The sequence below is a fragment of the Agrobacterium sp. 22-223-1 genome (assembly GCF_053522385.1).
Genome location: NZ_JBNWCN010000002.1, coordinates 25,785 through 45,707, shown reverse-complemented (window position 1 = coordinate 45,707; position 19,923 = coordinate 25,785). Strand labels below are relative to the sequence as shown.

The 19,923-nt window shown below is 61.3% G+C and carries 15 protein-coding genes; 5 read left to right on the top strand and 10 right to left on the bottom strand.

Annotated features, from left to right (window positions below):
• Positions 1 to 34 precede the first annotated feature (34 nt).
• The 10 genes from cysG to ACQZ60_RS12305 all read right to left on the bottom strand — a co-directional run bounded on the left by cysG (position 35) and on the right by ACQZ60_RS12305 (position 13,290).
• Complete coding sequence (cysG, locus tag ACQZ60_RS12350) at positions 35 to 1,492, bottom strand: siroheme synthase CysG (RefSeq protein WP_035263469.1); 1,458 nt, start codon at positions 1,490 to 1,492, stop codon at positions 35 to 37.
• Positions 1,464 to 4,112, bottom strand: a complete 2,649-nt coding sequence (locus tag ACQZ60_RS12345; protein ID WP_448735344.1) for a nitrate reductase — start codon at positions 4,110 to 4,112, stop codon at positions 1,464 to 1,466. The genes cysG and ACQZ60_RS12345 overlap by 29 nt, the downstream gene beginning before the upstream one ends.
• Positions 4,113 to 4,326: 214 nt before the next feature.
• On the bottom strand, positions 4,327 to 4,662 hold the full coding sequence (gene nirD, locus ACQZ60_RS12340) for a nitrite reductase small subunit NirD (RefSeq protein WP_035263475.1): 336 nt from the start codon (positions 4,660 to 4,662) through the stop codon (positions 4,327 to 4,329).
• 5 nt (positions 4,663 to 4,667) lie between these two features.
• Entirely contained in the window at positions 4,668 to 7,115 is a 2,448-nt protein-coding gene (nirB, locus tag ACQZ60_RS12335; RefSeq protein ID WP_035263477.1) for a nitrite reductase large subunit NirB, read from the bottom strand.
• Between the two features lie 5 nt (positions 7,116 to 7,120).
• Positions 7,121 to 7,918 carry an ABC transporter ATP-binding protein gene (locus ACQZ60_RS12330; protein ID WP_035263479.1) on the bottom strand — a complete coding sequence of 266 codons (798 nt, stop codon included), beginning with the start codon at positions 7,916 to 7,918 and terminating at the stop codon, positions 7,121 to 7,123.
• A 14-nt stretch (positions 7,919 to 7,932) separates the two neighbouring features.
• Positions 7,933 to 8,826, bottom strand: a complete 894-nt coding sequence (gene ntrB / locus ACQZ60_RS12325; protein ID WP_035263481.1) for a nitrate ABC transporter permease — start codon at positions 8,824 to 8,826, stop codon at positions 7,933 to 7,935.
• A 115-nt stretch (positions 8,827 to 8,941) separates the two neighbouring features.
• Complete coding sequence (locus ACQZ60_RS12320; RefSeq protein ID WP_035263483.1) at positions 8,942 to 10,234, bottom strand: CmpA/NrtA family ABC transporter substrate-binding protein; 1,293 nt, start codon at positions 10,232 to 10,234, stop codon at positions 8,942 to 8,944.
• Between the two features lie 380 nt (positions 10,235 to 10,614).
• On the bottom strand, positions 10,615 to 11,901 hold the full coding sequence (locus tag ACQZ60_RS12315) for a CmpA/NrtA family ABC transporter substrate-binding protein (RefSeq protein ID WP_059758325.1): 1,287 nt from the start codon (positions 11,899 to 11,901) through the stop codon (positions 10,615 to 10,617).
• Positions 11,902 to 11,935: 34 nt separating this feature from the next.
• Positions 11,936 to 12,523 carry an ANTAR domain-containing response regulator gene (locus ACQZ60_RS12310; protein WP_035260459.1) on the bottom strand — a complete coding sequence of 196 codons (588 nt, stop codon included), beginning with the start codon at positions 12,521 to 12,523 and terminating at the stop codon, positions 11,936 to 11,938.
• A gap of 101 nt (positions 12,524 to 12,624) precedes the next feature.
• The gene (locus tag ACQZ60_RS12305) at positions 12,625 to 13,290 is read right to left on the bottom strand and encodes a GntR family transcriptional regulator (protein ID WP_035260455.1); all 666 of its coding nucleotides are present in this window, start codon (positions 13,288 to 13,290) and stop codon (positions 12,625 to 12,627) included.
• 266 nt (positions 13,291 to 13,556) lie between these two features.
• On the opposite strand from ACQZ60_RS12305, the gene ACQZ60_RS12300 reads away from it, so the two are divergent.
• The 5 genes from ACQZ60_RS12300 to ACQZ60_RS12280 all read left to right on the top strand — a co-directional run bounded on the left by ACQZ60_RS12300 (position 13,557) and on the right by ACQZ60_RS12280 (position 19,820).
• Complete coding sequence (locus ACQZ60_RS12300) at positions 13,557 to 14,798, top strand: NRAMP family divalent metal transporter (RefSeq protein WP_035260452.1); 1,242 nt, start codon at positions 13,557 to 13,559, stop codon at positions 14,796 to 14,798.
• Between the two features lie 79 nt (positions 14,799 to 14,877).
• Positions 14,878 to 15,645 carry a LamB/YcsF family protein gene (locus tag ACQZ60_RS12295; RefSeq protein WP_448735343.1) on the top strand — a complete coding sequence of 256 codons (768 nt, stop codon included), beginning with the start codon at positions 14,878 to 14,880 and terminating at the stop codon, positions 15,643 to 15,645.
• A gap of 11 nt (positions 15,646 to 15,656) precedes the next feature.
• A complete protein-coding gene (locus ACQZ60_RS12290) occupies positions 15,657 to 16,466 on the top strand; it encodes a putative hydro-lyase (RefSeq protein WP_448735342.1) in 810 nt (269 codons plus the stop codon).
• Between the two features lie 7 nt (positions 16,467 to 16,473).
• Positions 16,474 to 18,069, top strand: coding sequence for a 5-oxoprolinase subunit B/C family protein (locus ACQZ60_RS12285; protein WP_035260446.1), 1,596 nt, complete (start codon positions 16,474 to 16,476; stop codon positions 18,067 to 18,069).
• Between the two features lie 17 nt (positions 18,070 to 18,086).
• Positions 18,087 to 19,820 carry an acetyl/propionyl/methylcrotonyl-CoA carboxylase subunit alpha gene (locus ACQZ60_RS12280; RefSeq protein ID WP_448735341.1) on the top strand — a complete coding sequence of 578 codons (1,734 nt, stop codon included), beginning with the start codon at positions 18,087 to 18,089 and terminating at the stop codon, positions 19,818 to 19,820.
• Positions 19,821 to 19,923 lie beyond the last annotated feature (103 nt).

Below are 19,923 nucleotides of genomic sequence, written 5' to 3'. Positions count from 1 at the left end.
GTAGGCTAGAACGGGGTTTTGCGCCCTGCCTGTCTTAGATTGCGGTTCGTGCAGGCTGCCATTCAAGAGCTTTCGAGGATGCGGCGCTGAACACATCGCCGATACCGATCAGCACAGGTTCGTTCACGCCCAGTCTCTCAACGGCGGCACCGAGTTCCATCAGGGGGCCGCACCAACGCTGCTCATTCGCACGGCTGACGGAAATCATGACCGCAACGGGCGTTGAAGCGGGCATGCCGTGAGCGAGCAGGCAAGCCTCTATGCTGGCTGCGGTTCGCCCGCCCATATAAAAAACGGTGGTCACGGAGGGGTTCGACAGGGATTGCCAGTCGATATTCTCCGGCAGCTTTCCCTGCCTGGAATGGCCGGTGATGAAGCGTACCGACTGGGCATGGTCGCGATGGGTCAGGGAAACACCCAGGCGCGAGGCCATGGCGCTTGCGGCGGTAATGCCGGGCACGATCTCGACCGGGATATTTTCAGCCTCCAGCGCGGCGATCTCCTCGCCGGCGCGCCCGAAAATCATCGGATCGCCGGATTTCAACCGCACCACCCGTTTGCCGGCCTTGGCGAGACGGATCATCATGTCATTGATGTCTTCCTGCCTGCAGCTTTCCCGGCCGCCGCGCTTGCCGACCAGCATGCGCTTCGCCTCCCGCCGCGCCAGTTCCAGCACCTCGGCTGAAACGAGATCATCGAACAGGATGACATCGGCCGCCTGCAAAGCGCGCACCGCTTTCAGCGTCAGCAGTTCGGCATCGCCCGGTCCGGCACCCACAAGCGTTACAAGGCCGCGCCCCGATCCTGCCCGCGCAGCCTGCATTCCGATATCCGCAAGCAGCCGTTCCTCGCTGCCCTCACCCAGCCTTTCGGTAAAAGCCCGATCGACGAATTTTTCCCAGAAAGAACGCCGCGACGCACCGGGAGCGAGCCGCAAATTGACGCGCTCTCGGATTGTCTGGGCAAGCGCGCCCCAGTCCTTCAGCGAAAGCGGCAACAAGGTTTCGATGCGCCGGCGGATGGCCTGCGCCAGAATGGGTGCTGCGCCATCGGTGGAGATCGACACCACCACCGGCGAGCGATTGACGATGGAGCCGAACTGGAACTGGCAGAATTCCGGCTTGTCGATGACATTGACGGGAACGCCGGCCGCCCTTGCGGCATCGTAGAAGCTCTCGGCTTCCGCATCGCTCTCGCAATCCGCCAGCGCCAGTTCCGCGCCCTCGAAGATATCCGGACCCCACGGACGGTCATGCCATCTCAGCATCGGGCTTTTTGCGACAAGCGCTGCAAAGCTTTCCGAAAGCTCGCTTGCCTCGCAATAAAGATGCAATTCCGCCCCGCAGGCGAGCAGCAGTTCCGCTTTCCAGGCGGCTCCATCCGATCCGCCCGCCAGCACCACGCGCTTGCCCTCAAGCCCCCAGAAGACCGGCAACTTGGCTAATCTTTCCATGCGGGCCGGTTCATTCCGCTGCGGTTTTAAGGCATCCATCGATGATCCCCCTGATTTCAGCGCGGCAGGAGCCGCAATTGGTTCCGGCATTCAACGCCTTGCCGATGGCTTCGACGCTGTGGCAGCCTTCGCGGATGGCGGCTGTGATCTGGTTCACCCCGACGTTAAAGCAGGAGCAGACGGTGGCGCCCGGATCGGCGCGGCCGGCGCCGGGGCGACCGGCAACCAGCGCAAAACGCATGCGCAGATCCTCATGACGTTCGGTCAATTGCGAGATCGCCCAGTTGCGGGCAACGGCAACCGGCTGCCTGGCGATGAACAGCGCCGCCAGCAGGATATCGCCGTCGAAGAAGGCGAGGCGCAGGTCACCCGTCTGCCGGTCGCTGTAACCCAGCGGCTCAACCCTGGCCTCGATGCCGAAGACCTGCCGCGCCCAGAGTGTCCAGTCCTGCGGCTCCTCGGCAAAGGCAAGCTCCATACGATAGCCGCCATCCGCTTTGGCCGTGGCCCAGTAAGCACAGTCCGGCGCATCCGGCCGGATGCGGGAGATGGCGAAACCATAGGCCTTCGCTTCGAACCGCCTTGCCCTTACCGCCACATTTTTCGAAGCGGGCTGACCGGAATGCGGGTCCGTCACCGGGGCAACCACGACATCGATGCGCGCCTGCGAGGCGAACTGGTCGTTCCAGTGCATCGGCGCAAACACCGAGCCGCGCGCCTGCCTTTCGCTCACCAGCGCCCGCAGCAGAACCTTGCCATGGGGACTTTCCAGCTCCACCAGATCGGCGCTTTCTATTCCCAGCGCCTGCGCATCGCGCGGGTGAAGCTCGGCGAAGGGTTCGGCGATATGGGCAGTAAGGCGCGCACTTTTGCCGGTGCGGGTCATGGTGTGCCATTGATCGCGGATACGGCCGGTATTCAGTGTCAGCGGATAATCCGCCGATGTCCTGCCGGTCTCCGGCAGGGCGGTGGCGATGAACCGCGCCTTGCCATCGGCATGGTAAAACCGGCCATCCGCGAAAAAGCGGGTAACGACAGCATCGCCCGACCCAGCCTTCGGCCATTGAAAGGGCGTCATCGCATCATAGGAATTCCGTTCGACACCGCTGATATCGAAATCGCGACTGCCCACATTCTCGAAACCGGAAAGAGCGGCATGTTCGGCAAAAATCTCCGATGGCTGGCCATAGGCGAAGGCCGTGCCGAAACCCATGCGCCGGCCCACTTCCGCCATTTGCCACCAGTCCGCTTTCGCTTCGCCGGGCGCATCGAGAAAACCGCGCTGACGGGAAATGCGCCGCTCGGAATTGGTGACGGTGCCGTCCTTTTCACCCCAGCCAAGCGATGGCAGAAGCACATGGGCATGGCGGGCCGTATCGGTACTCGCCATGACATCGGACACCACGACGAAAGGACAGGCCTTGATGGCCGCCTCGACGGCGCCGGCATCCGGCATGGAAACCACCGGATTGGTCGCCATGATCCACAGCGCCTTGATGCGGCCGTCAGCCACCGCCCTGAACATGTCCACCGCCTTCAGGCCGGGTTTTTCCGCAATGGTGGGCGCGGCCCAGAAACGCCGCACGCGGTCGCGATCCTCGGCATTTTCGATAGCCATATGGGCGGCCAGCATATTGGCCAGCCCGCCGACCTCGCGCCCGCCCATGGCGTTCGGCTGGCCAGTTAGCGAAAACGGCCCCATGCCCGGTCTGCCGATGCGACCCGTGGCGAGGTGGCAGTTGATGATCGCGTTGACCTTGTCCGTGCCGCTTTGCGACTGGTTGACGCCCTGACTGTAACAGGTGACGGTTTTTTCGGTGCGTTCGAACAATTCGTAAAAGGAAATCAGTTCGGCGACTGTCAGGCCGGTGGCCTCGGTGATCTCCGGCAGGCTATGCGCGCTTGCTGCCTGCATCGCAGCATCAAAACCAACCGTGTGACTTTCCACATAACTGCGATCGATTGCAGGACTATCGGAAAGATGCGCCAGCAGACCGGTAAACAGCGCCACATCTCCATCCGGGCGGATGGCGAGGTGCATATCGGCAATATCGGCGCTCATCGTCCGGCGCGGATCGATGACAACAACTTTCATAGCCGGCCGCGCCGCCTTTGCGGCGGCAAGGCGCTGATAAAGTACCGGATGGCACCAGGCGAGATTGGAACCCGTGAGGATCACCAGATCGGCAAGCTCCATATCCTCATAGGTGCCCGGCACCGTATCGGCCCCGAAGGCGCGGCGATGGCCGGCGACGGAAGACGACATGCAGAGCCTTGAATTGGTATCGATATTGGCCGAGCCGATGAAACCCTTCATCAGCTTGTTGGCGAGGTAATAATCCTCGGTCAGCAATTGGCCGGAGACGTAAAAGGCGACCGAATCCGGGCCGTGTTCGGCGATGGCTTGAGAGAACCGGGAAGCGACGAGATCGAGTGCTTCGTCCCATGCCGCCCGCCTGCCGGCGATTTCGGGGTGGAGCAGGCGACCGTCGAGATCGATGGTTTCGGCCAGAGCCGAACCTTTGGAACACAGCCGGCCAAAATTGGCGGGGTGATCTTGATCACCCCTGACGGACACCGCGCCATCGTCGTTGACGGTGGCGATGACGCCGCAGCCGACGCCGCAATAGGGACAGGTGGTTTTTGTTTCAGTGGGCATGGGTTTGCCCTCTCGGTGCGTGGCGTTTACCCCCCTCTGTCCTGCCGGACATCTCCCCCTCAAGGAGGGAGATCGACAAGCGGAAGGCTTGCCGCTTCATCTCTGCGACCGGCGACGCAAGCCGTGAATAGAAATTCGCGCCGCGAGTGATCTCCCCCCTTGAGGGGGAGATGTCCGGCAGGACAGAGGGGGGTAACGCCACCGCCATCGCAATTCACTCCGCCGCAATCATCAAGGTTTTGAGCGCTATCGAAAGCCTCCCATCCAGATTGCGCACCGGAATAGTCCGCACCTCGCCCTCATCCGCCCCCAGCGCCTTGCCGGTTTCCAGCGAAATGACCCAATTATGCAGCGGACACGTCACCGAAGCCCCATGCACGATGCCCTGGCTCAGCGGTCCGCCCTTGTGCGGGCAATGGTCCTCAATCGCGAAGACCTGATTTTCCGCCGTGCGGAACACGGCGATCTTGCCCATCGGCGTTTTTACGCAACGCGCGCCGCGCAGGGGAATGTCGGAGATATCGCCAATATCGATCCAGTTGCTGTCCATCGTTCTCACTCCGCCGCCTCACTGAAACCGATTGCCGCCATGGGCCTGAATTCGTGCTTGTCGTGGCCGGATACGCGTTCCGACCAGGGATCGACCTGCGCGAATTTCTGGCTGAAGACGAAGCGGTCGAAATAGGCCTTGCGCTTTTCCGCATCGTCCATGATCTGGCGGCGGATTTCGTCGTAACCGATGCGCTTTGCCCATTTGTAGATACGCTCGAGATAGCGCGCCTGTTCGCGATACATCTGCGTCAGCGCCACGATATGTTCCAGCGCCTCATCCTCGGCTTTGACGAGACCCAGAACTTCCGTGCCCTTGATATCGAGACCGGCGGCACCGGCAAAATGGATCTCGAAACCGGAATCGACGCAGATGACGCCGATATCCTTGCAGGTGGCCTCCGCGCAGTTGCGCGGACAGCCCGAGACGGCGAGCTTGAGCTTGGCCGGTGTCCATGAGCCCCACATGAATTTTTCGATGCGGATGCCAAGTCCGGTGGAATCCTGCGTGCCGAAGCGGCACCATTGCTGGCCGACGCAGGTTTTGACCGTGCGCAAACCTTTGGCGTAGGCCTGGCCGGAAATGAAACCGGCCTTGCCCAGATCGGCCCAGACCGCCGGCAGATCCTCCTTCTCGATGCCGAGAAGGTCGATGCGCTGGCCGCCTGTCACCTTCACCATCGGGATTTCGAATTTGTCGACCACATCCGCAATAGCCCTCAGTTCGGAGGAAGAGGTAACGCCGCCCCACATGCGCGGCACGACGGAATAGGTGCCGTCCTTCTGGATATTGGCGTGGACGCGCTCATTGATGAAACGCGACTGGTAATCGTCGGCATATTCATCCGGCCAGTCGCAGACGAGGTAATAATTGAGGGCCGGCCGGCACTTGGCGCAGCCGCAGGAGGTCTTCCATTCCAGTTCCTGCATCACGGCGGGAATGGTCTTCAGCCCCTTCGCCTTGATGAGACGGCGCACATCGTCGTGGCCGAGATCGGTGCATTTGCACATGGGCTGCACGGCAGCGGGGTTATAGCTGTCGCCGAGCGTTATCGTCATCAGCTGCTCGACAAGGCCGGTGCAATTGCCGCAGGAGGCCGACGCCTTCGTGTGGGCGCGCACATCGTCCAGCGATGTCAGCCCCTTGGAGGTGATTGCCGAGGTGATCTTGCCCTTGCAGACGCCGTTGCAGCCGCAGATTTCCGCATCATCCGGCAAGGCTGCAACGGCCGCCATAGGGTCCAGCGGCGACCCTCCCTGATAGGCCTGGCCGAAGATCAGGGTTTCGCGCATGGCGGAAATATCGGTCGATTTCTTCATCAGATCGAAGAACCACGAGCCGTCCGCCGTCTCGCCGTAAAGCACCGCGCCGATGATGCGGTTTTCCTTGAGGATCAGGCGCTTGTAGACGCCGGCGGTGGCATCGCGCAGCACGATTTCCTCGCGGTCGTCGCCTTCGGCGAAATCGCCGGCGGAAAACAGGTTGATGCCGGTGACCTTCAGCTTGGTATTGGTGACGGAGCCGTGATATTCGGCCGAACCGCCGCACAGCCGGTCCGCCAGCACCCGCGCCGATTCATAAAGCGGCGCGACCAGTCCGTAGCACATGCCGCGATGTTCGGCGCATTCGCCAAGCGCGTAGATCGAGGCGTCCGACGTCATCATGCCGTCATCCACCACGATGCCACGATTGACAGCGATGCCGGCCTCCTTGGCAAGACCCGAGGCAGGACGGATGCCGACCGCCATCACCACCATGTCGCCCGTGATGACCCGACCATCTTCCAGCTCGATGCCCTCGACCTTCTCCTCACCCAGAATGCATTTGGTATTGGCCTTGGTGATGATGTCGATGCCGCGCTCATTGAGCGCTTTTTCCAGAAGATAGGCCGCTGCCGGATCGAGCTGACGCTCCATGATCGTCGGCATCAGGTGGATGACGGTGACATCCATGCCCTGGCGCTTGAGGCCATAAGCGGCTTCCAGCCCGAGAAGACCGGCGCCGATGACGATGGCGCGGCCCTTGCCCTCGGCGATCGCCAGCATCTTCGTCACATCGTCGAGATCGCGGTAGGCGAGCACGCCTGGCAATTGATGGCCGGGGACGGGAATGATAAAGGGCAACGAACCGGTGGCGATCACCAGCTTGTCGTAGGAAACCGTGATGCCGTTTTCGCTGGTCACGGTCTTTCTGTCGCGGTCGATGCCGGTGACCTTCGCGCCCTTGTGCAGCGTGACATTGTTAGCCGCATACCATTCGTCATTGTGGATGACGATGTCTTCATAGCTCTTTTCGCCAGAAAGCACCGGCGAGAGCATGATGCGGTCGTAATTGACGCGCGGCTCGGCGTTGAAAATGGTGACGTCGTAAAGGCCGGGAGCGGTTTCGAACAGGTTTTCCAGCATGCGCCCCGGCGCCATGCCATTGCCGATGATGACGAGTTTTTGCGTCATGGGCGTTACTCCGCAGCTTCGACGAAGCGGTGACGTTCGTAGAGGAACTTCAGCACGGCCTCGCGGCATTTGAGGTAGGTCTTATCGGATGCGAGCTCGATGCGGTTGCGCGGGCGTGCCAGCGGCACCTCCAGCACTTCGCCGATATGGGCGGCGGGACCGTTGGTCATCATCACGATACGGTCGGAGAGCAGCACCGCCTCGTCGACATCATGGGTGATCATGACCATGGTGTTGCCGAGCCGGGCGTGGATTTCCATCACCGCATCCTGGAGATGGGCGCGGGTCAGCGCGTCCAGCGCACCGAAGGGCTCGTCCAGCAGCAGGATCTTCGGCTCCATGGCAAGTGCGCGGGCAATGCCGACACGCTGCTTCATGCCGCCGGAAATTTCGGAAGGCTTCTTGTCCTTGGCATGGGCCATCTGCACGAGATCGAGATTGCGCATGACCCAGTCATGCCGCTCGGCCCGCGTCTTGCTATTGCGGAAGACCTTCTCGACGGCGAGGTTGACGTTTTCATAAACCGAAAGCCAGGGCAGCAGGCTGTGGTTCTGGAAAACGACGGCACGCTCCGGACCCGGCTCGTTGACCTCGCGGTTTTCGAGCAGAACGGCGCCGGCAGACACTTTCGTCAATCCGGCGATGAGATTGAGCATGGTGGATTTGCCGCAACCGGAATGGCCGATGACGGAGACGAATTCGCCTTTTTCGATGGTGAGGTTGATGCCTTTCAGCACCTCGGCGCGCGAACCGCCCTTGTCGAAATATTTGTCGATGTGATCGAGCTTCAGATAAGCGTTCATAATGGTTCGCCCTTTCAGTTCGCCGCAGCGCCGCGGGTGATGACCTTGCCGAGCGCCGCCACCAGCTTGTCGAGCACGAAGCCGACGACGCCGATGTAGACGAGCGCCACGATGATGTCGGGCAGGCGCGAAGAGTTCCACGCATCCCAGATGAAGAAACCGATACCGACGCCGCCGGTCAGCATTTCCGCCGCGACGATTGCGAGCCAAGAAAGGCCGACACCGATACGCAGGCCGGTGAAGATGTAGGGTGCCGCCGAAGGCAGCATGATCTTGAAGAAGAATTCCAGCTGGTTGAGCCGCAGCACCTGCGCCACGTTGCGGTAATCCTGCGGAATATTGCGCACGCCGACTGCGGTATTGATGATGACCGGCCAAATGGAGGTGATGAAGATCACGAAAATGGCCGAAGGATTGCTGTCCTGAAAGGCGGCCAGCGAAAGCGGCAGCCAGGCAAGCGGCGGTACGGTGCGCAGCACCTGGAAGATCGGATCGAGACCGCGCATGGCCCAGACCGACTGACCGATGACAGCGCCGAGAATGATGCCGGCAATGGCGGCGAGGCCGAAACCGTAAGCCACACGCTCCAGCGAGACCAGAACGCGCCAGCCAAGGCCGATATCCTGCGAACCGTTATGGAAGAACGGCGATACGATGAGATCGTAGCTCTCCTCGAAAACCTGGCTCGGGGGCGGCAGCGATGAGCCGGGGGCGGAACAGAGCAATTGCCAGACGCCCAGCAGAATGGCGAGAACGATGAACGGCGGTACGATGTTGCGGGCCGCCGCCGCACCCCATTTGCGCAGATCGATCCGCGGCGACTGTTTCGGCGCAAGCGACACGACGTTTGCCTTCTGCGCTACCGGCTGCTGCGGCTCTTCGTTGAATTTTCGGGCCAATGCGGACATGGGCGTTTCCTCTTGATTTCGGTTGCGGTCTGGGGTTCGCCCCTCATCCGGTCTTCAGTCGCGCCGGTTGGGCAGCGCATCTGGCAGATGAGGGGCGACACCCCGGGTCTCCTCCTCAGGAGGCCGCCTTGATGGACAGGCTTTCGAGATAGGCCGACGGATTTTCCGGGTCGAAGACCTTGCCGTCGAAGAAGGTTTCCTTGCCACGCGAGGTGGAGGCGGGAAGATCGGCGACGCCGAGATCCTTGGCCGCCGCGCGCCAGATATCCTCGCGGTTCACCTTCTCCACCAGCGCCTTCACATCCGTATCGGGCGCGAATTTGCCCCAGCGGATATTTTCCGCGATGAACCAGCTGTCGTGGCTGCGGAAGGGATAGGAGGCATGGTCCTGCCAGAACTTCATCTGCAGGCCGGTATTTTCGAGCACACGCCCGTTGCCGTAATTGATATTGCCCTTCAGGCGACCAAGCACGTCCTTCGGCGGCACGTTGAACCATTGGCGTTTGCCGAGGATGGTGGACATTTCTTCCTTGTTCGCCATTTCATCGCACCATTGCTGCGCCTCCATCACGGCCATCAGCAGCGCCTTGGTGGCGTTGGGGTTCTTCTCCACCCAGTCCGCACGCATGCCGAGCGCCTTTTCCGGATGGCCCTTCCAGAGTTCGCCAGTGGTACAGGCGGTGAAACCGATGCCCTGATTGACGAGCTGCTCGTTCCAGGGTTCGCCCACACAGAAGACGTCCATATTGCCGACCTTCATATTGGCGACCATCTGCGGCGGCGGAACGACGATGGTGGAGACGTCCTTGTCCGGATCGATGCCGCCGGCGGCAAGCCAGTAGCGAATCCAGAGATCATGCGTGCCGCCGGGGAAGGTCATGGCGGCCTTGATTTCCTTGCCTTCGGCCTTCTTTTTCTCGAAAGCCGCCTTCAGCTTGGAGGCATCCAGCTGAACGCCGGTTTCGGCATATTCCTTGGCGACGGAAATGCCCTGACTGTCGAGGTTGAGGCGGGCGAGGATGGTCATCGGCACCGGCACATTGTTCTGGGTCACCTTGCCGGTATGCATGAGATAGGGCATCGGCGTCAGGATGTGTGCGCCATCGATGCCGTTCGATGCGCCGCCAAGCACGAGATTGTCGCGCGTCGCACCCCAGGAGGCCTGTTTCAGAACCTCGACATCCGGCATGCCGTGTTTGGCGAACAGGCCCTTTTCCGCCGCAATGATGAGCGGGGCGGCATCGGTGAGCGCGATAAAACCGATTTTCGCGCCTTTCACTTCTGGCTCAGCGGTGGCTGCGAAAGCACCGGACGGAAAGGCCACGCGCACGGCGCTGACAAGGGCGGCGGTGGCTGTCGTCTTCAGTATCGTGCGGCGGCTGACATCGCCGGAGAATATCTTTTTCATTCGCATGTTCCCCTTATTGGGCCACCTCGGCGGGTGACGTTTTCGCTTGCGAAAAAACCTGAAAATAAAAAAACGCCGCTCGGTGCTTGCGCCTGCGGAACGGGAGGTGTTCCGGGCAGCAAAACCTTGCGACGTCTGTGTCTTGTGAAAGCGCCTATGCCGCGCCTTGCTTGCCCCGATCGCCGTTGACCGGTGCAAAAAACAAGAAGCAAGAGGCGTGCCAGTTTATAAAAGAAAGATTATATTATTGAAAATAAAAGAGTATTTTTGAAAATCGATCTACTGATTAAATTTTAACCAGCGCGTTTTCTGTCTTCCATTTGTGCAAAGAGAAGAATCCTGCGCTTGAAATTTGCGCAGCCTGTAAAGCATGACGCCGCTTACGTCTCGCCTGAAGTCGGAGAAAACGGTGCGGCGGTGCGCACGGAAAAGGCGTTTACGTAGCCTGTAATGTCGGCGGGATCGAATACGAGGCCATCCACGAAACGGTCCTGCTCTTCCTGCCCTTCGATGCGGATATCGGCATCATCAGGTGCATTGGCGTCGCCCAGCGCCGCCCGATAAATATCCGGCCGGTAGGCAGACAGGGCGGCCTCCACACCGGCCTGTGAAAACTCGGCCTGCCCCCAGCGGATCATCTGGCTGTAAATCCACAATGCCTGGCTCTGGCGCGGATAATTGGCGTGACCGCCGTGGAAGATGAAATAATTGTCGATCACCCGGCGGTTGCCCTGGCTGTCGATACTGAATTCACCAGCAAGCACACGGCGGATGATGCCTTCCGGTGCGCCGATATAGCGGGGATCGGCAAGGGCTGCGCTGAGATCATCGTGATTTTCGGCAAGGTCGCACCAGCGCGCGGCGGCATCGAGCGCCGTCAGCAGCCGTCCGACCGTTTCCTGCTGGTTTTCCGCCCAGTCGGGTCGCATGCCGATGACCTTTTCCGGTGCGGAAGGCCACAAATCCTGCTTGGCCGCAACGATGCGACCGACACCGCGCTCGGCGGCGACGATGTTCCACGGCGCTCCGACGCAGAAACCGTCAATGGCCCCTGCGGCAAGCGCATCCGAGGTCAATGGCGGCGGCACCACCACAAGCTTGACATCGTGATCGGGGTGAATGCCGCCGGCGGCAAGCCAGTAGCGAAACTCGTAATTATGCGATGAAAACGGATAGGTCATGCCAAGCGTCGGCGGCGGTTCGCCGCGGGCGCGCATATCATCGAGCACCCGCTTCAACGCCTCGGCATTTTCGAGCGCTCCCGCCGTTTCGGAAAGCCCGGTCAAAGCCTTCATCCGTGCAAACAGCCGGGTCGAAAGCGTGATCGCATTGCCGCCGCGTCCGAGTGAAAAAGGCGTGATGGTCGGCGACGGATTTGAGCCAAGCCCGAGCATGGAGGCGACGGGCATTGGCGACAGCATGTGGGCGATATCGAATTGCCGAAACGCCAGGCGGTCGCGCACATTCGCCCAGGAAACATCCTTGACGAGATCGAGCGAAAGGCCTTCGCGTTCTGCGAAACCGAATTCGGCCGCAGCAATCAGGACGGATGCGTCGACAAGGGGAATAAAGCCAGCGCGCAGGATTTTCTGCCGGTCGCTGCCGACGATTGCCGGTGCTTGCGTTACTCCGCTGTCTGATCCGGCCGTTTTTTCCGGTGCCGCCATATCATTCACTCCACACTGTCCGACCGGCGGTTCGTCACATCAACAAACCGGCCGCGGTGACCACGCTTTGCGCGATCTCGGAAATCTTCTTCTTCTCGTTCATCGCCGTTTGCCGCAAAAGCGCAAAGGCCTCCTCTTCGGAAAGGCCGCGCATCTTCATCAGAATGCCCTTGGCACGCTCGATGACCTTGCGTTCCTCAAGCGCCGATTTCGCTTCGGCAAGTTCCTGCTGCAGACGGCTGAAGGCATTGAAGCGGCTGACCGCCATATCGAGAATGGGCTTGACCCGCTCCTTCTTCAGCCCGTCCACCACATAGGCGGAAACGCCCGCCTCGACGGCCGCCTCAATGGACGCGGTATCGGAACGATCGACAAACATGGCGATCGGCCGCCCGACCGTGCGGGTAAGCTGGAACAGATGCTCCATCATGTCACGGTTGGGGTTTTCGAGATCGATGAAGATGACATCGGGCTGCAGCGTCTCGATGGTGCGCGCCACCCCGTTCACCTCATGGATGACGGTGACACGATGATAGCCGGCCTCGCGCAGCCCCTCCTCGATGATGGAGGCGCGGATCGCGTTTTCGTCGATAACGAGAATGGTCAGGTCGCGAAGCGTCATGTCAGCATTGATGACGCAGCGCAGCAAACTTGGCAATCGGCTGCGGCTGCAAAAAATGGCGGGAGCGGCAAGGGTCGTTTCCTGCCCTGCCGCCCGTCATGTCAGGAAGCGTGCTCGACAGCGCGTTCAAGCGCCTTCAGAACCGTCCGCTCGGACAGATTGAGATAAATTTCCATCTCGTCGCCGGCCTCTTGCGCCTTACCTTCTTCCATCAGCGACAGGATCTTGCTGTTCATGTCCACGAAGGGGGAATGAAGCTGTTCGGGATCTTTCAGCAAGCCGAAACAAAGCCTGAGTTCAGCGGCGATACGCTCGTAAAAATCGCTGAGGCGGGCGCTGTCGAGAAGATCGACGACGGCGGCGTGAAATTTCATGTTGGCGCTGCCCACACCCAGCCAGTCGGCATCTTCACGCTTGACCTTGGCATCCTCGACCGCTGCCCGCATCGTCTTGATTGCGGGATGCTTGTGCCAGGCCTGGCGAAGTGCGCCGCATTCCACCATGCGTCGCACGCGATAGATGTCGATCACGGATGCCATCGTGGGAACAGCAACGAAAACCCCGCGATTGGCCTCGTGGCGCAAGAGTCCATCCTTTGTCAGCAGACGGAAGGCTTCGCGCAGGGAATTGCGAGAGACATCAAAGCGCTCGCTGAAGGCTGCCTCCGATAAACGCTGTCCCGGCATCAACTCGCCGGAGATCAGCAGGGTGCGAATACCCTTGGCCAATCGATCCGCAAGCGGCAGACCCTCTATCGTTTCGGTCATGGCGCTCCTTTCCTTAAGAGCAATGCAGCATCGGGAATTCCGTGACAGGCATGTTCGGACACGGCATGATTGCCCATAGCACAAAGCATTAGCAAAGCACGAAAAAAACGTGATTAAATCCTGCTCATTACGTCCAACAAATGGACAAAATGAAAGAACGATAACTTTATATTGTTGAACAAAGTTGACAATTTCGCAGAACACGACAAGATCGGCGGCATAAAGCATCCGCGAGGGGCGGATTGCGACAGGAGCGGAGAAAATCCATGGAGCAGAAAAAGCTCACCCCGACTGCCGATATGAAAATGTCAAAACGCGCATCCCTGATGGGTGCGATCTTCCTGATGGCGACATCCGCCATCGGTCCCGGCTTCATCACGCAGACGGCGACATTCACCACCCAGCTCGGTGCCGCCTTTGCCTTCGGCATCCTCGCCTCCATCCTCATCGACTTCGTCGTCCAGCTCAACATCTGGCGTATCGTGACACTGACGCGCATGCGCGCATCCGATATTGCCAATGCCGCCATTCCCGGCTCCGGTTATCTTCTGGCCATTCTCGTCATCATCGGCGGCCTGTTCTTCAACATCGGCAATATTGGCGGCACCGGCCTTGGCCTGAACGCCATTTTCGGGCTGGACCCGAAAATCGGCGGCGCCATCAGCGCGATCTTTTCCATCGCCATCTTCGTTTCCAAACGCGCAGGCCTTGCCGTCGACCGGTTCATCATCTTCGCCGGTATCCTGATGATCGTGCTGACGCTTTATGTGGCCTTCGTTTCCGCACCGCCGGTGGGTGACGCCTTCCGCCAGACCTTCCTGCCGGACACGATCAATTTCGCAACCATCACCACCATCGTCGGCGGCACGGTCGGCGGCTACATCACCTATTCCGGCGCTCATCGGCTGCTGGACCGGGGCATGGTCGGCATCGAAAACCTGCCTGCCGTCAACCGCGCGGCGCTAACCGGCATCGCTGTCACCGGCGTCATGCGCTACGTGCTGTTCCTCGCCATTCTCGGCGTCGTCGCCAGCGGCGTCATCATCGATACGTCGGGCCAGGCCGCCAACCCTGCCGCACAGGCCTTCCGTTCGGCTGCAGGCGATCTCGGCTTCCGGCTCTTCGGCATCATCTTCTGGGCCGCGGCTATCACCAGCGTCATCGGCGCGGCCTATACTTCCGTTTCATTCCTGCCCGTCTTCAAGCAGGACATGACCGAACGCGCCCGCAACATGGCGACGATCGTTTTCATCGCCGTCTCGCTCGTCTGCTACCTGCTGATCACCACACCGCCCGCCGCCATGCTGGTCTTCGTCGGCGGCCTGAACGGCCTCATCCTGCCCATCGGCCTCAGCATCTTCCTGTTCGCCGCATGGAAACGCGAAGATCTGATGGGCGGCTATCGTTACCCGCGCATCCTGCTTGTGCTTGGCGTTCTGACCTGCGCATTGACATGGTACATGGGCTACAAGTCCGCCGGCACCATCTTCGGCCTGCTCGGCCTGTAATAAACTAGTGTTTTTACGCATTTTCCGGACGCAAAACCGCTACGCACTTTTGCTGGAAATGCTCTAAAGGGAGGCAAACATGGCCGCTATCGATCTCAACAGCGATCTTGGCGAAAGTTACGGCGCATGGCGCATGGGAGACGACGAGGCGATGCTCGCCATCGTTTCCAGCGCAAACATCGCCTGCGGATTTCATGCCGGCGATCCGGCCGGTATCTACCGCACCGTCAAGGCCGCCGCCGAGAAGGGCGTGATCGTCGGCGCCCATGTCTCCTATCCGGACCGCGTCGGCTTCGGCCGCCGCGATCTGGACACGACCTCGGAAGAACTGATCGCCGATGTCATCTACCAGATCGGCGCACTGAAAGGCGTCGCCGCCTCTGCCGGCACAACGGTGCGTTACGTCAAGCCGCATGGCGCGCTTTACAACCGCATCGCCAATGACGCGAAACAGGGGCAGGCGGTCATTGACGGCATCAAGGCCATCGATCCTTCGCTGGTGCTGATGGGTCTTGCGAACGCGCCTATCCTCGATCTTGCTCGTAAAGCAGGCCTTGCCGTTGTCGCAGAAGCTTTCGCGGATCGCGCCTATACGCCTCAGGGCCAGCTCGTCTCCCGCCGCGAAGCCGGTGCCGTGCTGCACGACGCGGCCAAAATCGCCGACCGTATGGTGCAGCTTGCCCGCGAAGGCACGCTTGAGGCCATCGATGGCAGCATCATAAAGATCGAAGCGCAATCCATCTGCGTGCACGGCGACAGCCCCGGTGCCGTCGCCATTGCCCAGGAAATCCGCCGCCGTTTCGAGGTTGATGGTATCGACATCCGCTCTTTCGCATCCGATCGCTGAAAGGATAGCCGATGACGATACCGACATCCTATCTCAACCACACGGACGCCGAAGCCGCGCACCAGGCCCGTGCGACCTATCGCGACGGCCTCGTCGCCCCAACTTCCGGCATTGCACCCGGCTTCACGCAGGCGAACATGATTGTGCTGCCGCGCGACTGGGCCTTCGATTTCCTGCTTTACGCGCAGCGCAATCCCAAACCTTGCCCGGTGCTGGATGTCTCCGATCCCGGTTCGCCCACCACGCTTCTGGCACCCGGCGCCGATCTCAGAACCGACCTGCCGCTCTACCGCATCTGGCGGGACGGCAAGCTCGTCGAGGAAACGGCTGACGCCACCGCCGCCTGGGCGGAGCGTGACGATCTTGTCGCCTTCCTGATCGGCTGCAGTTTCACCTTCGAAACGCCGATGGTGGAAGCGGGCATCGAAATCCGCCACATGACCGACAAGAGCAATGTGCCGATGTATCTCACCAACCGGCCCTGCCGCCCGGCCGGTCGACTGAAGGGCAATATGGTCGTTTCCATGCGACCGATCCCGGCGTCGCGCGTCGCCGATGCCGCGACGATTTCCGGGCGTTTTCCGGCCGTGCACGGGTCACCCGTGCATGTCGGCGCACCGGAGGAGATCGGCATTACCGATCTTGCAAAACCCGACTTCGGTGACGCGGTACGGATCGAGCCGGGCGAGGTTCCGGTGTTCTGGGCCTGCGGCGTCACACCCCAGGCCGCCGTGATGGCGTCTGGCGTGCCCTTTGCGATCACCCATGCACCGGGGCACATGTTCATCACCGATATTCCCGATTCAGCCTATCACGCGTGAGGACATGATGCGTTTTCTCCCCGTCAGCCTCACCACCATTCTTGTCGAACTCGCCGATCTCGATGAAACGCTGGCGCTTTTCGCCTCGCTTCAGAACGATCCGGTGGAAGGTATCGAAGAGACGGTGCCGGCTGCCCGCACCCTGATGATCCGCTTTCGCCCTGAAAAGATCGGTGCCGAAGCGCTGGCCGCGCGGCTGGCAAGCCGTGATCTTTCCGCGAAAATAGCGCCTTCGGACAATCTCGTGGAAATCCCCGTCCACTACAATGGTGAGGACCTCGCCGATGTTGCCGAACTGACCGGCATGAGCGTCGAAGAGGTCATCCGCCGCCACACCGAAAGCGAATTCACCGTGGCCTTTTGCGGTTTCGCTCCCGGCTTCGGTTATCTGGTCGGCGGCGATCCGGCGCTGCATGTGCCGCGCCGGCAAAGCCCGCGCACCCGCATTCCGGCTGGTTCAGTGGCGCTGGCCGGCGCCTTCAGCGGCGTCTATCCGCAAAACAGCCCCGGCGGCTGGCAGATCATCGGCACCACGCCGGTCAAGATGTGGGATATAGACCGCGATCCCGGTGCACTTTTTCAGCCGGGTTACCGGGTGCGTTTCTTCGACATGGACAAGGCCGGCAAAACGGTCGACATCCCCGTCTCGGCACCGCGCAGCGCCGGGAAAGACCGGGCAAAAGCAGGACCGCATTTCGAGGTGCTCGCAGCCCCCATGCCCGCCATCTTCCAGGATCTCGGCCGCTTCGGCCAGACCGGTCAGGGCGTTTCGGCCTCCGGCGCACTGGATCGCGGCGCGTTCAATGCCGCAAACCGCATAGTCGGCAACCCCGTCAACACGCCCTGTCTCGAACTGACGCTCGGCGGATTTTCCTTCCGGAGCACGAGCCGTGCCGTCATCGGCGTTGCAGGAGCGCCCTGCCCCGTCACCATCACCACAACGGATCGCAGCTTCGCAGCAAAGACCCATGGCCCGGTGTCGCTCGAACCCGGTGATGTGGTCACTTTCGGCCAGCCGCCGAAGGGCATGCGCTGTTATCTTGCGGTGCGCGGCGGCTTCGATGTCGAGCCCGTGCTGGGCAGTTTCGCAACGGATACACTGGCTGTCGTCGGCCCAGAGCCGGTGGGTGGAGGCGCCATCCTGCCGCTTAAGGGCGAGAAGAGCGGCCTTTCCAGCGTATCGATCGATGAGGTTCAGGCCTTCGAAGCGCCGGCAACCGGCGAGGTCGTCACGCTGGACGTCGTTCTCGGACCGCGAACGGACTGGTTCACGCAAAAGGGCATCGAGACGCTGACCGGCCAGCTCTGGCAGGTCACCCCGCAATCGAACCGGGTCGGCATCCGCCTTGCCGGCGACGTGCCGGTGGAGCGCAAGGACAGCGCCGAATTGCCGAGCGAAGGCACGGCGACCGGGGCGATCCAGATTCCCCATAGCGGCCAGCCGGTTCTCTTCCTTGCCGACCATCCGCTGACGGGCGGTTATCCCGTCATCGGCGCTGTCGCCGAATATCATCTCGATCTTGCCGGGCAGATCCCGGTGAACGCCAAAATCAAATTCCGCCCGATCGGCCCCTTCGCCGAAATCGCGGCCAAGAACACATAATTCCGAGGAGAAGAGCGATGAAAAAAGTGCTGATTGCCAATCGCGGCGAGATCGCGGTGCGCATCATCCGCGCATGTCGCGATTACGGCCTGCAATCGGTCGCCGTTTATGCCGATCCCGATCAGGATGCGCTTTTCGTCCGGCTGGCCGATGAAGCCTATGCGCTGGAGGGCGTGCGTCCCGCCGAGACCTATCTCGATATCGCCAAGCTGATCGCGATTGCCAAACGCGCCGGTGCGGATGCCGTGCATCCCGGTTACGGTTTCCTGTCCGAACGCGCCGAGTTTGCGCGTGCCGTTCTCGACGCCGGTCTCATCTGGATCGGCCCCGATCCGCATGTCATCGAGGCACTGGGCGACAAGGTCGAGGCGCGGCGCATTGCCACCGGCGTCGGCGCACCGCTGGTCGCCGGCAGTGATGGCCCTGTCGCTTCCGCTGCCGAAGTCACCGCCTTTGCGGAACAACACGGCCTGCCCGTCGCCATCAAGGCGGCCCATGGCGGCGGCGGTCGCGGTCTGAAGGTTGCGTGGAAGATGGAAGAGATCGCCGATCTCTACGAATCCGCCGTGCGCGAGGCAACGGCCGCCTTTGGCCGCGGCGAATGTTTCCTTGAACGTTTCCTCGACCGGCCGCGCCATATCGAGGCGCAGGTTCTCGCCGACAAGCATGGCAATGTGCTCGTCCTCGGCACCCGCGACTGCTCGCTGCAGCGCCGGAACCAGAAGCTGATCGAAGAGGCTCCCGCCCCATTCCTCTCCGGCGAACAGCGGCAGAAAATCCATGCGGCCGCCAAGGCTATCTGCGCCGCTGCCGGTTATTCCGGCGCCGGCACCGTCGAATTCCTGCTCGGCGTCGATGGCACGATTTCCTTCCTCGAGGTCAATACGCGCCTGCAGGTGGAACATCCCGTTACCGAGGAAACCACCGGCATCGATCTCGTCATCGAGCAGTTCCGTATTGCCGAAGGCCATAAGCTGCGGGTTCTCGAAACGCCGGAACCGCGTGGACATTCGATGGAATTCCGCATCAATGCCGAAGATCCCGGCCGAGGCTTCCTGCCGACCCCCGGCTCGATCTCGCTTTTCGACGCACCCTCCGGTCCCGGCATTCGCGTGGATAGCGGCGTCGTCAGCGGCTCCAGCGTGCCGGGCGTATTCGACTCGCTGATGGCGAAGCTCATCGTCACGGGTGCCGACCGCGATCAGGTCCTGCGCCGCGCCCGCCGCGCGCTGAAGGAGTTCCGTATCGAAGGCATCGCCACGGTGCTGCCCTTCCATCGCGCCGCAATCGAAACCGAAGACTTCATCGGCACGGACGGTTTCAAGGTTCACACCCGCTGGATCGAGACCGATTTCGCTGCCATGCCGGATGCCATGGAGCGCCCGGCACCGGCCGAAGACCCTTCCGTCACCCGCACTTTTCTGGAAATCGACGGCAAGCGCGTATCGGTCGGTCTGCCCAGCCTGCTGCTCTCCAGCCTCGGTGCGGTTAGCGGCGGCAGCGCGGCTGTTCCCGGCACCGCCGCCCCCAAGGAAAAGGAAGGCGAAATCACCGCCCCGGTTTCCGGCACGCTGCAATCCTTCAAGGTAAAAGACGGTGATGCGGTTTCGCAAGGCGATCTTCTGGCCGTCATGGAAGCCATGAAGATGGAGACGCAAATTCTCGCCACCAAGGCCGGCAAAGTTCGCCTGATCGTCAAGGAAGGCGACTATCTGCAGGCGGGCGCAGCCCTTCTCGACATAGCCGGCTAATATACCGGACAGGCCACCTGCCTCACAATTGCAGATCGCGTATGGCCGGCGGCGGAACCCTTTCGCCGCCGGGCCGTTTATGGCGCGACCTGCTAACGACTGT

Excerpts from the sequence above, each read along its gene's own strand:
- cysG (WP_035263469.1), bottom strand. The coding sequence starts at position 1,492 with ATGGATGCCTTAAAACCGCAGCGGAATGAACCGGCCCGCATGGAAAGA.
- ACQZ60_RS12285 (WP_035260446.1), top strand. The coding sequence starts at position 16,474 with ATGCGTTTTCTCCCCGTCAGCCTCACCACCATTCTTGTCGAACTCGCC.
- nirD (WP_035263475.1), bottom strand. The coding sequence starts at position 4,662 with ATGGACAGCAACTGGATCGATATTGGCGATATCTCCGACATTCCCCTG.
- ACQZ60_RS12330 (WP_035263479.1), bottom strand. The coding sequence starts at position 7,918 with ATGAACGCTTATCTGAAGCTCGATCACATCGACAAATATTTCGACAAG.
- ACQZ60_RS12290 (WP_448735342.1), top strand. The coding sequence starts at position 15,657 with ATGACGATACCGACATCCTATCTCAACCACACGGACGCCGAAGCCGCG.
- ACQZ60_RS12345 (WP_448735344.1), bottom strand. The coding sequence starts at position 4,112 with ATGCCCACTGAAACAAAAACCACCTGTCCCTATTGCGGCGTCGGCTGC.
- nirB (WP_035263477.1), bottom strand. The coding sequence starts at position 7,115 with ATGACGCAAAAACTCGTCATCATCGGCAATGGCATGGCGCCGGGGCGC.
- ACQZ60_RS12315 (WP_059758325.1), bottom strand. The coding sequence starts at position 11,901 with ATGGCGGCACCGGAAAAAACGGCCGGATCAGACAGCGGAGTAACGCAA.
- ACQZ60_RS12280 (WP_448735341.1), top strand. The coding sequence starts at position 18,087 with ATGAAAAAAGTGCTGATTGCCAATCGCGGCGAGATCGCGGTGCGCATC.
- ACQZ60_RS12310 (WP_035260459.1), bottom strand. The coding sequence starts at position 12,523 with ATGACGCTTCGCGACCTGACCATTCTCGTTATCGACGAAAACGCGATC.
- ntrB (WP_035263481.1), bottom strand. The coding sequence starts at position 8,826 with ATGTCCGCATTGGCCCGAAAATTCAACGAAGAGCCGCAGCAGCCGGTA.
- ACQZ60_RS12305 (WP_035260455.1), bottom strand. The coding sequence starts at position 13,290 with ATGACCGAAACGATAGAGGGTCTGCCGCTTGCGGATCGATTGGCCAAG.
- ACQZ60_RS12320 (WP_035263483.1), bottom strand. The coding sequence starts at position 10,234 with ATGAAAAAGATATTCTCCGGCGATGTCAGCCGCCGCACGATACTGAAG.
- ACQZ60_RS12295 (WP_448735343.1), top strand. The coding sequence starts at position 14,878 with ATGGCCGCTATCGATCTCAACAGCGATCTTGGCGAAAGTTACGGCGCA.
- ACQZ60_RS12300 (WP_035260452.1), top strand. The coding sequence starts at position 13,557 with ATGGAGCAGAAAAAGCTCACCCCGACTGCCGATATGAAAATGTCAAAA.